Origin of the sequence: Lactobacillus sp. ESL0230, assembly GCF_003692805.1 — a bacterium.
GTDB lineage: Bacteria > Bacillota > Bacilli > Lactobacillales > Lactobacillaceae > Lactobacillus > Lactobacillus bombicola.
On sequence record NZ_REHI01000006.1, the window covers coordinates 434007 to 449176 of the forward strand.

General features: G+C 32.5%; 13 protein-coding genes and 1 other RNA gene. 1 reads left to right on the forward strand and 13 read right to left on the reverse strand.

All coding sequences use genetic code 11. The features are described from left to right. Positions 1-9: 9 nt before the first annotated feature. Positions 10-888 carry a DegV family protein gene (locus F5ESL0230_RS03820; RefSeq protein ID WP_122021653.1) on the reverse strand — a complete coding sequence of 293 codons (879 nt, stop codon included), beginning with the start codon at positions 886-888 and terminating at the stop codon, positions 10-12. 77 nt (positions 889-965) lie between these two features. Next, positions 966-1373, reverse strand: a complete 408-nt coding sequence (locus F5ESL0230_RS03825; protein WP_122021654.1) for a MarR family winged helix-turn-helix transcriptional regulator — start codon at positions 1371-1373, stop codon at positions 966-968. A 279-nt stretch (positions 1374-1652) separates the two neighbouring features. On the opposite strand from F5ESL0230_RS03825, the gene F5ESL0230_RS03830 reads away from it, so the two are divergent. Further along, positions 1653-3341, forward strand: a complete 1689-nt coding sequence (locus F5ESL0230_RS03830; RefSeq protein WP_122021655.1) for an NFACT family protein — start codon at positions 1653-1655, stop codon at positions 3339-3341. Positions 3342-3445: 104 nt separating this feature from the next. On the opposite strand, the gene F5ESL0230_RS03835 is transcribed toward F5ESL0230_RS03830, so the two are convergent. From F5ESL0230_RS03835 to F5ESL0230_RS03885, 11 genes are all read right to left on the reverse strand, one after another. Continuing rightward, positions 3446-6622: a carbamoyl phosphate synthase large subunit gene (locus tag F5ESL0230_RS03835; protein ID WP_122021656.1), complete on the reverse strand. Its 3177-nt coding sequence runs from the start codon at positions 6620-6622 to the stop codon at positions 3446-3448. Between the two features lie 3 nt (positions 6623-6625). Next, positions 6626-7678: a carbamoyl phosphate synthase small subunit gene (locus tag F5ESL0230_RS03840; protein ID WP_122021657.1), complete on the reverse strand. Its 1053-nt coding sequence runs from the start codon at positions 7676-7678 to the stop codon at positions 6626-6628. A 4-nt stretch (positions 7679-7682) separates the two neighbouring features. Next, positions 7683-8591, reverse strand: coding sequence for an RluA family pseudouridine synthase (locus F5ESL0230_RS03845; RefSeq protein WP_122021658.1), 909 nt, complete (start codon positions 8589-8591; stop codon positions 7683-7685). After that, positions 8575-9048 (reverse strand): signal peptidase II, encoded by a 474-nt coding sequence (gene lspA, locus F5ESL0230_RS03850; RefSeq protein ID WP_122022038.1) that lies wholly within the window; start codon positions 9046-9048, stop codon positions 8575-8577. The genes F5ESL0230_RS03845 and lspA overlap by 17 nt, the downstream gene beginning before the upstream one ends. Positions 9049-9055: 7 nt before the next feature. After that, positions 9056-10732 carry a formate--tetrahydrofolate ligase gene (locus tag F5ESL0230_RS03855; RefSeq protein ID WP_122021659.1) on the reverse strand — a complete coding sequence of 559 codons (1677 nt, stop codon included), beginning with the start codon at positions 10730-10732 and terminating at the stop codon, positions 9056-9058. A 145-nt stretch (positions 10733-10877) separates the two neighbouring features. Next, complete coding sequence (locus F5ESL0230_RS03860) at positions 10878-11213, reverse strand: acyltransferase (protein ID WP_122021660.1); 336 nt, start codon at positions 11211-11213, stop codon at positions 10878-10880. After that, positions 11206-12435, reverse strand: coding sequence for a metallophosphoesterase (locus tag F5ESL0230_RS03865; RefSeq protein ID WP_122022039.1), 1230 nt, complete (start codon positions 12433-12435; stop codon positions 11206-11208). The genes F5ESL0230_RS03860 and F5ESL0230_RS03865 overlap by 8 nt, the downstream gene beginning before the upstream one ends. Then, complete coding sequence (locus F5ESL0230_RS03870) at positions 12422-13552, reverse strand: class I SAM-dependent RNA methyltransferase (RefSeq protein ID WP_090091942.1); 1131 nt, start codon at positions 13550-13552, stop codon at positions 12422-12424. The genes F5ESL0230_RS03865 and F5ESL0230_RS03870 overlap by 14 nt, the downstream gene beginning before the upstream one ends. A 73-nt stretch (positions 13553-13625) precedes the next feature. Continuing rightward, an RNA gene (gene rnpB, locus F5ESL0230_RS03875) (RNase P RNA component class B) lies at positions 13626-13993 on the reverse strand. 26 nt (positions 13994-14019) lie between these two features. Further along, positions 14020-14460: a DivIVA domain-containing protein gene (locus F5ESL0230_RS03880; RefSeq protein WP_122021661.1), complete on the reverse strand. Its 441-nt coding sequence runs from the start codon at positions 14458-14460 to the stop codon at positions 14020-14022. 97 nt (positions 14461-14557) lie between these two features. Next, positions 14558-15118: a DUF1273 domain-containing protein gene (locus F5ESL0230_RS03885; RefSeq protein WP_122021662.1), complete on the reverse strand. Its 561-nt coding sequence runs from the start codon at positions 15116-15118 to the stop codon at positions 14558-14560. Positions 15119-15170 lie beyond the last annotated feature (52 nt).

Below are 15170 nucleotides of genomic sequence, written 5' to 3' on the forward strand. Positions count from 1 at the left end.
AAATATTTTTTATTTAGTTAAATCAATTTTATCAATATCAATCATCCAGCCAATTGCAAATGATTTTTCGCCTAAGTGAGTTGCAATTCCTGGACTAAATTTAGTAATTGAAATGTTTTGCTCAGGAAAGTTTTCTTTCAAAAAGACTTTTGCTTCCTCTACTTGACTACTATCATTTGAATCAATAATAAATAATTTGATTTTATCTTTGTATGGAAGTGTAGCAATTTTGCTTAAAATTAATTGCTGCATTTTCGTAAAAGCACGTTTCATTGATCTAATTTTATCAAAAGCCACAATGTTTCCGTCTTTAAAAGTTAAAAGTGGCTTTATATTAAGCATTGAACCAATAAATGCTTCAGCATTACTTAAGCGACCACCTCTTTTAAGGTTCTGCAAATCGTTTGGTACAAAAATTTCATCAATTGTGGCCCTAATCTCTTCAAGTCGTTTAAGTATTGTATCTAAGTCGACCCCATTTTTTATCATTTTTGCGGCAGCTAAAGTAAGTTCTCCTTGAAGACGGACCGTCATTTTAGTATCAATTGCATGTAAGTTGTATTTGGGATTATTTTTTGAAATGTTACACAGAGTATGATAGAATCCAGAAATTCCACTGGATAAAGTAATTGCAATAATTGCTTCGTATCCATCATTATGTAGTCTCTCAAAAAGACTAATTAAATAACCCATACTCGGTTGAGACGTTTTGGGAAAATCTGCCCCATTCTTTTGCATTTCAAAAAGTTGTTCAGACGTAATGTCAATATTTTCTAAATATTCTTTATTACCAATAATAATGGGTATTGGCAAAACAATGATGTTATTATCCTTTGCTTCTTGTTTAGTTATAACGCTAGTACTATCAGTAACTAATGCAATCTTCATCTAATTAACCTTTCGCTGTATATACAATATAGAAGATTATAGCATAAAAATAATGAGGTTACGACTAATAGTTAAAATCATTTTGAACCTTTTGTTTTTTGAATTAATTTAGTAAACACCTGGTTAAACGTGTCAATTTCATTTTCAGAAAATCCAGTTAGGAAAAATTCTTCTATATTCTTGACAGTACTTCTTAACTCAGCAATTTTTTTAATGCCATGCTCATTTAAATGGACAGTTTTACTTGAATCGCTTTCCGACCGAGTAATTGTAATAAGGCTTAATGTCTTTTTCTGTTGTAGTTGTCGGCTTAAAGTTGATAAAGAAATTTTAAGCTTTTTAGCCAAATCGCCCATTTTTTGTTCTTTATTGTTATTGTGAGCAAAATAAAGCAATAAACGAGTCTGAGAAAGGTTAAGACCACACCTGTGTTTAATCTCCTTTTTAATAGTTTCGGAAATCAAATCGAAAGATAAAATGTCCATATAAACCTACCTTTTCTTTTTAAATCAATAATAAAAACAATTTATACAACTTTTGATTATTTGTGAAACATTATCAAATAACCTATTAGTGAATGATTATAGTTTATCGATTAATATTCTAAAAATCTAAAATCAGTATACCAGCTTTTTTGAAATAATGCTTGGCAAAAATTGCAAAACAGTTATATATGCACAAAAGTAACTTATTTTCAGATAATAATCCTTATACTTATTGCGGTATAATTGATATAATTAATATCGTATTTTGAGGTGATACTTATGGCATATGATGGCTTATTCATTCATAGTTTGTTAGGTAATGTAAGAAAGCTTTTGGTTGGTGGACGTTTATCGAAAATTTATCAACCATTTGAGCATGATTTAATTTTAATTTTTAGAAAAGAAAGAAAAAATCGCCAACTGCTTATTTCGGCAAATGCGCAATATCCCAGATTTTATATAACTGACCAATCGATTAACAACCCAGATAAAGCCCCTACTTTCGTAATGGTGCTAAGAAAATATCTTGAAGGCTCCATTTTACAATCAATTAAACAAGTTGGTGTTGATCGAATCGTCAATTTTTATTTTAGTAATCGCAACGAATTAGGTGATCAAGTACAACTTGTTTTATCAGTTGAATTAATGGGTAAGCATAGTAATGTTATTTTATATAATCAAACAAGTGGACGGATTATTGATTTACTTAAACGGATAAATCCAGAAGAAAATCGGGTGCGTTTACTCTTACCTAAAGCTAAGTATGTATTACCGCCACTTAATCCAGGGATAAACGGCTTTGAGATAACATCAGCTGAATTTAAGGCAGAAATTAATAAGGTAGCACCAACTGAATTTGTGCAAAAGGTTAATGGACTTGATCGTGATGATCGTAATGAATTACTGGGTTATTTGACAGACGATTATTCTTATTCTTCGTTTATGACTTTTATAAGTCAATTTGATAAGGGCAGAGCATATATTTTAACAACTAAAAATAATAAACGAAAAATTTTCCCCTATCTTCCCTATCATCTTGATTTGCTTAAAGAAACTACTGATGATGACTTTAATCATGCACTTGATGAATTTTATCGCTACCAATCAAATCATGACTGGGTTAGACAAAAGTCAACGCAGGTCGAACGAATTATAAAGAATGAGCAAAAAAAATTAACAAAAAAAATAGTTAAATTACGCAATCAACTTGAATTGGCTGAAAACTCTGAAGGCTACCGAATCCGAGGCGAAATTTTAAATGCTAATTTAGCCCAAGTAAAGCCAGGAATGACCAAAATTAAACTACCCAATTATTATGATAATAATAATTTGATTTCAATTACACTTGATGTTGCATTGTCTCCTGCCCGTAATGCGCAGAAATATTTTACACGCTATAAAAAAATGCGTGACTCAATTAAGCATGTCAAAGAGCAAATCCAAATAGCACAAAATAACTTACTTTATTTTGATTCAGTTCAAACAGCAATTGATAATGCTGAACCACAAGATATTGATCAAATTATTGATGAATTAACTAGTCAAGGGTATATTAAACCAATATCGACGAAAAAGCGGCGTAAAAAGATAATAGAACAGAGCTTGAATAAATTCAAACTCTCTTCGGGCAAACTTGTTTTAGTGGGTAAAAATAATTATCAAAATGATTGGTTAACATTTAAAAAAGCTAATAAGCAAGATATATGGTTTCATGTAAAAAACATACCCGGTTCGCATGTGATTTTACAGGATTCTCAGCCCTCAGAAGCTGATATCATAGAGACAGCTGAAATTGCAGCCTATTTTTCTAAAGCGAAAAACTCTGCTCATGTACAAGTTGATTTTGTTAAAGATCAACGGGTTAAAAAGCCCAATGGTGCAAAACCAGGATTTGTTATATATACTGGCCAAAATTCGATTGAAGTTACGCCGCAAAAAGATAGAGTTTTAAGTAAAAGAATAGACTAATATTTATTAAAGAAAAAAAGTTGATAAATCACTGTTTTATAACAAGATTTATCAACTTTTTGCTTCTTCTTTAAGAGCTTTAACTTTGAAGACGGAAATATTTGCTATATAGGCAAAGTAGTCAAGGATAATGATTCTAAAACTTCCAAAATCAATTCTGTAGTTTCAATACTTGAAAAAACCGGAATATGAATATTTAGAGCAGCATCACGAATTCTAATTGCGTCACCACTTGCTGTGTCAGATAAATCAGTAATATTAATAATCATTACTATTTTATGTTGATTTATTTTATCTAACAAATTATTTTCGTTGCTATATACTTTAGTGATTACACCTGTTGTGATTCCTGCTTCAGCAAAATTATTAGCTGTTCCTTCAGTAGCAACGATTTTAAATCCAAGTTTATAGAATCGTTTAGCTAATTCAGTCATTTTTTTCTTATCTTGATCTCTTACTGAGATAAAGATGGTACCGTAACTAGGAATGCGTAGCCCACTTGCCTCGTAGCCTTTATATAGAGCTTTTGCTAATTGCGTGTCTCTACCCATTACTGAACCAGAAGATTTCATCTTAGAGTCAAAAGTATTATTGCTTGAGTAATTAATATAAGAAAAAACCGGCATCTTAACATAAATGAAATTATTAGACGACCATATTTTATTTTTATAAGCTAATTCCGGCAGATTATGACCACATAATACTTCAGTTGCACAAGCTGTAATATCTTTATCCAATGCCTTAGACAAAAATGCTATATTATGTCCAGCATATGGTTTAATTTGAAGTAAATAAATATCTTTATTAACGATTAAGAAATGTAGTGTGAAAATACCACGCATTTGTAGTCGTTTGATCAAATTAATTGTGTACTCAATAAGAAGTTTTTTGCTAATTTTGGCCAGATTTTGAGGCTTAAAAACTGCAATCGAGTCTGATGCATGAGAGCCTGTTTGTTCTAAATGCTCAATAATGCCTGGAATTGTCACATCTTTGCCATCTGAAATGGCTGTAACTTCATATTTGTTTCCTTCAATAAAGTGTGACAAGGTAATTTTAGCTAATTTATTTTCTTGCAAATATTTTTCTAAGGCAGGCAGATCATAAACAACAGCTGACTTTTGCTTGATACCTTCATTATTATAGCCACCTATTAAAATCGGAAAGTTCTGCTCTTTAATAAAATCAGCTGCTTCTTGTTTATCAAAAGTAGTTAATAATTGATTCTGCTTTAATGATTTTAAAGGTGCTTGCAAAATACTATTAATTTTTTCTTTTGGATCGAGGGTATGATTACCCAACACATTTAGGCCATATTTGGTTAATTTTTTGCTTAATGCACTAACTTCTTTTCCAGAAAATTGTAGCAGAACATCCTTTATGGCCTCTTTTTCTGCAATATTCAGAATATTTTCTAGTGTAATCGGCTCAAAGTAAATTTTATCAGCATTTTTATAACTAGCTGAGACAGATTCATCGTTATTTGAAATTAAAACTATAGCATAATTATTATTATGTAAAGCTTTGATGGCATGACTAATCATATAGTCAAATTCACTAGTTACGGATACTTGAGATGGTAACATACCAATTACTAATACTTTTTTATAGGCATTCAGAGGCTGCGACTCATCTTGGATGTTGTAGGCACTATAATATGCATGAACTCTAGGTTTATCGACACCAGCTGAACCATCAATTTGCAAATAGACCGGTTTTAAATGAATTTTTTTAAAATGCTTGTATAACACACTTTCCTTTATTTGCGTCAAATTAGAAATTAAGGCATTACCAAAACCATATTTTTTTGCCGTAAGCAATAAATTATCAGTAATTTCATCTTCAGCTAATTGTTGGCCAATCTGAACGATATGCTCTAATTTTTGGTAATAAACAGGATGAATATATACAATATGTTGCAGTTCTTGATAAGTAAAGCCTTGATAAATTGCCGCTAAAAGCTTGATTATATGCAATTCATTTGGATGATTTAGGTCAAAAATAATTTCAGCTTTGTCTTTAATTTTTTCAGCTTCAAAAACTTTTAAAGCCATTTCACTATTAATAGATGAAGCTAGTCCCTTTAAAAAGGCAGATTCAAAATTTCGCCCGATACCGATTGTTTCACCACTAGCTTGAGTTTTATTACTTAAATCATAATGATTACTGCCCGACTGTGTTAGTGACCAAAATGGCATTCTTACAGTCACTTTATCTTGTATTGGCTCAATAGCAGCATTTAGACCGGTCATTGGATCAATAATCTCGTTTAGATTATAACCCACTGCTATTTTACAAACAATATAACCAATACTATAAAGACAAGTTTTTTGTGACCATAATGCACTCCGCGTTAGCCGGGGTTTAATGGTTAAAATCTTTACTGTAAATTCATTGCCTTGATGCTTTACCGCAAAGTGAATATTTAAAATACCAATAATTTGTAAGCAATTAGCAATTTTTTTGGCAATTAGTCGAATTCTTTGGACTTGGTCATTATTTAAGGTTAAAGCTGGCATTACAGCAGTTGAATCACCTAAATTGACAGCAACTGGTTCAATTGTATCAGCTAGACTAGTAAATAAAATATTACCTCGATTATCACGTATTACATTAACAATAACCTCTTCCCATGAGGAAAGGTCTTCAATTAAGCGATAATTATCATGTGAAGCAGCTTCATTTTGGCGCTCTTTTTTTAAATAATCACTCACTTCTAAGGAATTTTTTAAAATAATATGTTTATTATGTAAATACGAATTATCTTTAATTAATAATACTGGAAAAGTAACTTGTTCCTTTAATTGTTGTTCTAGTTTATCAAATGCAAAATCAGTCATCTCCCAGTATTGACTTGCAGTAATTTTATTTCTTTCTAAAAAAGATGTCATATCCTGTTGGGAATTGAGCTTTAAAGCCTGTTCATTCAAGGCGAGCAAACGTACCCCCATTTGCTTAAGAATACCATCATGAACTAATTCACGTGTCACTTTAAGTCCAGTTGATGAACCATAAGCTGAAATAATCGCATCAGGCTCTTCCATCCTAATTATTCTTTTAAGAAAATCGATTGTCATTGGCTCCAAATAAACGGTTACACCTGGTTGTTTATCAGTAGAAACGGTTGCAGGATTGGGATTAACTAAAATAACGTTAATATCTTCTTCTAAAAGTGCACAAATTGCATCGGACATTAGGATATCTGTTTCCGACACACTACCAATTAATGTAGGACCTGACCCAATAATTAAAATTTTATCTAAATCATTTTCTAAAGGCATGCTTTACCCCATCATCTTTACAAAATCGTCAAAAATTTGTAGTGCATCTAAACTACCCGGAGCACCTTCAGCATTAAAGGCTGTAGCAATTGCTTTGTTTTTAGTGCTGAAACCAGCTAGTAGTTGACTATGTAAATCATAGTATTTTTGGTCTAATTCAAGCTGGACACTATTTGGCAAAACTAAGCAATCAATATTCAGCGCTACTTGCCAAATTTGCTTTGTTAAATCATTAATTATTGGATAATTTGTGCCATTATATGCTTTAGGTAATTCCACTAATTGAAAATTTAAGTAATCACTAAGTACAAGAAAACCAAGTCCAATTCCCCATATGGGATATTCGCCATAAAAATTATCTAAGATGGGTTTAAGCTCACCTTGAACTTCTTTAACTTTACCAGGCCCACCAGAGATAATAATACCCTCAGGGCGCAAATTTTTGATATCTGGTACAGCAGTGTTATAAGGCAAAACAGTTGCGTTAATCTTTCTTAATGATAATTCTCGAAGCATTGAATGTTTAAGACCCAAATCAATAATGGCTACACTTTTACCAACATTTGGTACAGCATATGCATTTTTAGTTGAGACAGACGCAGACCTATTTTTTGGCAAAACTAGTGCTTTAATTTGATCAAAGGCATGTTCGTCATTAGTATCCATAATAGATGCTTTAATCGTTTTAGCTTTTGTCAATCGATGAACTAAAGCCCGTGTATCAATATTATAAATTGCTGGAATATTTTTTTCTTTTAAAAAAGAATCGAGGTCTTGAAAGTTTTCATTATCTGAAATATTTAGAGCAACATCGTTAGCAATTATGCCCTTAACAGTAGGATTAATGCTTTCATAATCAATGGCGTTAATTCCATTACCACCAATCATAGGTGTAGTAAAAACCAGAATTTTTCCAGCATTTGTAGGATCTGTAAGCGCTTCTTGATAGCCGAAATTACTAGTTTCAATGGCTAACTCGCCAGTTGAAATAATTGAAGAACCAAGACCTTCACCAGCTAGTGAACTGCCATCTTCAAGGATTAAATATCGCTTCATCTCATCACATTTTTTCTTTTAGCTCGGCTAATCTTTCCGTAAAGATGGTTGGCGGAGCAACTTTAAACTCTAACCATTTATCAGTGCTGGGTTGCATGAACCCCAAAACTTGCGCATGTAAAAATTGACCGTTTCCTTGTAAGGTATTCTTTGGACCATATAATGGGTCACCAGCTACAGGATGACCAATATATGCTAGATGGACTCTAATTTGGTGTGTCCGCCCAGTTTCTAGTTGACAACTTACTAAGCTATAGCCCTTAAATTGTTCTAGAACTGCAAAATGTGTTATAGCTGGCTTACCATTATCAACTACAGCCATTTTTTTACGATTAAGTCGATCACGTCCAATAGGCGCATCAATTAAGCCAGATTGCTCGTTAAAGTTGCCATGGACAATTGCTAAATACAATCTTTTGTTACTTTTACTAGCAAGTTGTTTTTCTAAACTAATTCGTGCCTTTTGATTTTTGGCAACCATTAATAAGCCCGAAGTATCCTTATCAATGCGATGAACAATCCCTGGACGAAAACCTTCAGGACTACTTGCTAAATCTTTTGTATGATATAAAAGTGCATTTACTAAAGTATGATTGGGATGACCGGCAGCAGGATGAACTACCATACCTTGTGGTTTGTTAACTACAATTACATCTTTATCTTCATAAATAATGTCCAGTGTAATATTTTCTGCAGTTACTGCTAAAGGGGTTAATTGTGGTACAGTGACTGATATTTGATCTCCTGTTTGAATTTTATATGATACTTTTTCTTTTTTATGATTGACCGTAATTCGTTCATCATGAATCAGCTCTTTAATTCGAGTCCGTGATAACGAACTAATTTTACTTGCAATAAATTTATCTAATCGGCCCTGTTCTGTATTAACCTTGAGTTCATAACTTTTTTCCATGCTCTTTTTCACTTTCATCAAGAAATAGTAGATAAATAAATACCAAAACTATCCCGACTGTTATAGCAGAATCAGCAATATTAAATATATTAAAGTTAATAAAATCGAGTTGAATCATATCGATTACATATTTTAAATGAATCCGATCAATTAAATTGCCGATAATTCCTCCCAGAACTATTGCTAGGCCCAATTTCATTAGTTTACTTTGATTCCGTCTTTGAAAAATATAATATAGACAGATTAGAATAGCTATCACACTAATAATATAGAAAAGCCACATTTGACCAGTAAGAATGTTCCAAGCAGCCCCATTATTTTGAAGGTAAGTTAATGAAATAACATTAGTTAAAACTGGACGTACTTCCCCAATTGAAAAATTGTGGGCAACAAAACCTTTTAGAGTTTGATCAGCAACAACAATTAATAACGAAATTATTAAATAAACAAATTTTATATGTTTTTTAGAATAAGCCACTAATTTTACCATTATTATCAACATCAATATCTAGTGCTGCAGGATGCTTTGGTAAACCTGGCATGTCTAAAACATGACCAGTGGTAATTACAATAAAACCGGCACCATTTTTGAGATTTGCGCCCTTAACATGCAAAGTGAAATCGGTTGGTGCTCCTAATAATTTTTGGTTATCAGTAAATGAATATTGAGTTTTAGCAATAATTACTGGCAATTTATCTTTACCAAGCTTTTCTAATTCTCGAATATCATTTTCGGCTCTTTCAGAGTATTCAACTTTGCTAGCATGATAAATTTTAGTAGCTATCTTTTCAATTTTTGTCTTAACTGAATCGTCTTTTTCATAAGTTGACACGAAATTAGACTGATTGGAGTTAGCTAAATCAACGACTGCTTGAGCAGCTGCAATTCCACCTTTTGATCCTTGTTCATGATAATCAACAACGAGAGCTTTAATCCCCTGTTCAGCTACCAACTTTTGTAATAAATTGAGTTCTGCAGGGGTATCAGTTGCAAAATGATTAATTAAAACTATTACTGGCACACCATAATTACGCATATTATTCATATGACGCTCTAAATTTTTAAATCCAGCTTCTAATGCTGTGAGGTTTTCATCATTCAAATGATCTGTGGTTCCTTCTGCTTGGTATTTAAGTGCACGAACGGTAGCAACAACAACGCAGGCATCAGGCTTTTTAGCAAGATTATTTGAAACAAAGTCCATAAACTTTTGCCCACCTAAATCACTACCAAATCCAGCTTCCGTTAATACATAATCACTTAAATGCAAAGCTAAATTAGAAGCAATAACGGAGTTAGCTCCGTGAGCGATATTGGCAAAGGGACCACCGTGAACTAAGGCTGGAGTATGTTCAATAGTTTGTACTAAATTAGGTTTAAGTGCATTAGCCAATAGAGCCGCAATAGCCCCTTCAAAACCTAATTCTTTTACATAAACAGGTTGGTCTGTTTTGGTATAGCCAACTAGCATTAAACCAATTCGCTTTTTCAAATCATCAATATCAGTAGCTAAACATAAGATGGCCATTAATTCATTGGCAACTGTAATGGCAAAGCTTGATTTGTGTTCTATACCATTAAACTTAGACCCCTGACCAACAGTTATGTTACGCAAACTACGATCATTTACATCAATGCCTCGTTTTAACAAGATTCTTTCTGGGTCAAGATTAAGTTCATTTCCTTGATATATATAATTATCAACTAATGCAGCTAAGGTATCAATTGCCGCAGTTAACGCATGCATATCGCCAGTAAAATGAAGATTTATATCCTCCATTGGAATCACTTGTGCACGACCGCCTCCGGTTGCTCCACCTTTTAGACCAAAAACTGGTCCCATTGAAGGTTCTCTAAGTGCAATTAAAGTTTTTTGATGGAGTTGATTATTAATTGCATCTCCTAAGCCAATTGTCATAGTTGATTTACCCTCACCAGCTGGTGTAGGCGAAATCGATGTAACTAAAATCAACTTTCCTAAATGATCTTGAGCCATACTTCTGTTAATGGCAGACCATTTTATCTTAGCTTTATTTGAGCCATATAATTCTATATCTGCTGAATTTAAACCAATTTTAGTTGCTATTTCGTCAATAGGTAGTGAATGTGATTCTTGCGCAATTTGAATATCTGATGTCATTGGGCATACTTCTTTCTATAAAAAATTATTTGTCCTGTTACTTAATTGCATCTTCGAGATTAGAATTTAGGTTCCCCCTTTGACTTAATAAATTAATTATAGCAAAAATATAAGCTTGTGTATCTTAATTATTAATTATTCTACTTTACCTTCGTTCAATGCGCAAAAGATGATATTTTTTAAAATTATCTATTTTGACTACATAAATTGAAAAATAATGCCATTTATTATTAATTTGTGGCACTGATTCTAGCTGAGTTTTCACCCTAAATGGTAATTTGAAAATATTCCCCTTCCAATAGGAAGTTAAAAATGTATAGATAACAAGAAAAATAAATAAAATTCCCCAAGCAATTGCTGACCAGTTGATAGTTTTAGTGCCCTCGTAGGTAATAATTAAACTCAAAAAAAGAACAATAAGTAACCAACTATAGTAAATAATCCCAACGTTACCTAAAATAATAAAATGTTTTTTATTCATTTTGCTTCTCTTTAAAATTAATTTGTATATTTAGATTACTGTGATCAGTTGTATCAAATAATGTCTGCAAATATCGACCCAGTTTTGGTTGATATTTAGTCAATAGCCGATATTCCTCGGAGTTATAAAGCTGAATTAACTTTTTTTCATTGATATGATTGTGTCCGGTAAAATAATTATAATTTGACTCAATAAAAAATTTATTTATTTTTTGCCCAGAATTTTTATCTTTTTGCGTCATATTATGGGTTAAATTTTTTAATTGTATATCTTTAAGATAATTATGAAAATGGGTTAAAGTATAACTCTTTTGTTCTTCTGCAGATAAGTATGGTCGCATATTAAAAGTTTGGCGCTGATATCTAATTTGATTTTTTTTGACTTTTACAAGACCATAAGCTTGATCAAAAGAACAAAAACTAGATGTAACTATTTCAGTAGTTGGAATATTTGGCTGTGGTTTTACAATATTTTGTGCATGAATATGTCCAGAAAAAGCTAACTTAACATCATATTTTTGGCAAAGCCGACTTAATGAACTAGCATTATCGATAACAAATCCACGATTAACTGCAGGATTATGAACGTATAAATTATGATGCATAAATAAGAGCGGATATAAATTATGCTTTTGGGCAAATTTTAGCTGTTTTTCAAGCCAAGCCAACTGCATTTCGCCTATAAAACCAGCCGTTACTGGTGACCTCAAAGCTTCTTTTTGACCATATATATTAGTGTCAAGCATTAACAACAAGTATTGTGGATTTAACTGAATGCTGTATGCTAATGAAGAAGAATCTGTTGCCCAAGCATGATCATAAGATTCATGAAAAATATTGCGCCAATCAGTGGGACTAATTTGTTTTGTATAAAGTTGCTGGTCATTGCTAAAAGATCGCGCCCAGCCATCAAAAATATCATGATTTCCTGGTAATAAAAATAGTTTGGTGTCAGTTAAGCTACTAAAAATTTTTTGAAATCTTTGTGCTGATAATAATTCGCCATTAAAAGTGACATCGCCAGTGACAATAATTGCTGCTGGTTTTTTTTCGTTTGCAAATTTGCAAAAAGCTCTAAGAGCAATCTCTTGATATACCAAATCTTTGCCTTGGCTAGTACTTTGAATTTGCTTGAAGGCAGGTCCATTATCATGAAGTTGATTAGCAATTAAATGGGTATCAGTAATCACCCAAAATTCAGTATTTAGTTTATTTGTAATCATTTTTTGCCCAATATTGATAAAAATCAACACGTAAGTTGCCATTAAATAACTTACGTTTCTTAGTTGCTTTTTTGCCAAAAAAACTTTCGAAATTGGGATCACCAACTAAATAATATTGACTAAAACTATCATATTTTAGTAAGTTTGACCCCATTTGGGTGTATAAGGCCTCGGCCGATTGTTTATCTTTTAACCGTTTCCCATATGGAGGATTAGCAATAATTACCCCATTTTTTAAATCGGTTGCTAAATCTTTAACAGCAACTTGCTTAAAGTAAATATCTTGTAATACACCAGCATTGTTAGCATTTAACTTAGCAATTTCCAAGATGGATTGGTCAATATCGCAAGCCCAAATTGGGGCTGCTAGTTTTTTGATTTTACTTTTTGCTTCAATTAATAAGTCTTTGTGTAATTTTGCATCAAACCAATCAAAATTATCGAAAGCAAATTTTCGCCATGATCCGGGAGCAATATTTTTCCCAATTAGAGCAGCCTCGATTGCTAAAGTACCTGAACCGGTCATTGGATCGATTAGCGGATGACTTCCGTCAAACGGAGTCAACTTTATTAAACTTGCTGCAAAATTTTCTTTCAGGGGTGCGCCACCATGCTCAATGCGATAACCACGTTTAAAAAGACTGTCACCACTAGTATCAAGTGAAATACGGGCAGTATCTTTATAGAGGTGAATGTCTAATGGATAAAAATTACCACTTTCTGGTAAAAAACCACGGCGATGATATTGATCGGACATTTTGTTGACGATTGCCTTTTTTACAATGGATTGAATACCTGGCTCAGAGTGCAATTTTGAGCGAACAGACCGCCCTTGCACTGGAAATTTAGCATCAATAGGTAAAATTGTTGCCCAATCGATATCATATACTTGATTATATAGTGTATCAAAATCAGTTGCTTTGAATTCTTTAAGTAAAATTTTTACGCGATCAGCTGTACGAAGCCAAAGATTGGTTTTAACGATATCTGCTTGAGTTCCCTTAAAAAATACACGACCATTTTCTGTAGTAGTTTCATAACCTAGTGAATGTAATTCTTTAGCCACAACACTCTCAAAACCGGCACCCATTGTTGTATATAATTGATATTTTTTCATTAGTTATCTCTTTCATTTTAATTTTAAAAAAAGCGTTGAGCCCTTTTAAAAGCTCAACGCTGCCTGTACAAATTTCTATAAGCCACGTTCTGTACGGGTAATTTTGGCAAAATTACCTTCAGCAGCCATCTATCTTTACTATCAACATAGTAATCTAACCTTTAGTTTATTTTCTTAGGTTAAGACGCCCCCACCAAATTTGGGTTGCACGCTCGCAGGGTTTACCTCGTTCCACCAATAATGTTTCCACTACTGCTACGTCACTGTGGCACTTTTCAGAATATTCATGCATATTAAAAAACTTAGCACTTTTTTCGCCGTAATTATAAAAATTCTTTAGTTTATTGGACTAAATACGAGCACTACAAGCATCTCAGCTTGTGCGTGCGTGGACTTTCCTCAGCTCAATTATTAAAAATCAAACCGCGACTGCTCAAAATTTGTACTATAAAAAATTATAGCAAAGCTTACTGCTTTTGCAAACCATAAACTTGTCGTTCTAAGTTATAAACTTTACGTTCAAGAGCTGAGATACGTTGAATGATTGCCATGTTAGTAGAACTTTCTGTTTGGTTAGCTTCGCTGTCACTAATTGAAGTAAATGACGAATTTCGACTGTGGTTCGGAGTATAAGTACGTACAACTTCATCTGTTGCTTTTGTTTGGTTAGTTTCTTTAGAAAATTGGTCTTTTTGCTTTTCTTTTTGTTGATCAGCCATTAGTTGGCCTTGTAATTTTCCAATTTGACCATATAAATCTTCAATGAGCTGTTCAAAAGTATCGTAATCAGCAATTACAATATCTAAAAATGCATCAACTTCATCGGGATCAATACCTTTAACTTTAGTTCTAAATTGTTTTTTTAAAATATCCTGTGTAGATAATTGTATATCATTTAAATCAGCCATGAGAATGCAACTCCTTTATTGTTATAATTTATTTTAGCAAAAAGTTGTTTAGCTTAAAACTTAAACGATAATTTTAGGCAAACTTTTATAAATTTTATTAAAATTGATTTCTTTCCTGATCACGATATTCTTCAGCAGCATCTTGTAAATCATAAAAATCAATTAATTCAAGCGGATAGTTTGTAGTTTGTTGATAGTTACGTATCAAATCATAATCGTATTGAGCTTTGCCAGGATATTCTGCATCATATACCATTAAAGCCGCATCAGTGTGTAGAAGCATAAAATTTTGATAATTTCTAAGTTGGACTGCATCATAATAAGCTTGATTTGAAGTCGAGGCAAAAAAATCAACTTGTTGCGTTAAATTAATAAACTTAGTTTGATTAATTTCGGTCCACCTATGGGCAAAATCCTCGTAAGGAGTGATGATTGAAACGCGCAAGGGATATTTTTTACGTAATTCAATTGCTGATTCACAGGCCCATTGCTCTATGCCTAGATTAGCACCAGTAATTATCCAATCAAGCTGCTTATTTTCAAGTAAATTAACCAAACGAGTTTGCAAGACATTTTTAATGATTTTTATTTTTGGATCTTGATCGTTAAAGGTATTTAATTCAAAATTTCGATATCCAGTAATCCAAAGGCGTTGCATAGTAAAAAAGATAGCTCCTTGTTCAAAAACTTTTCTATTATTGCTATAATGC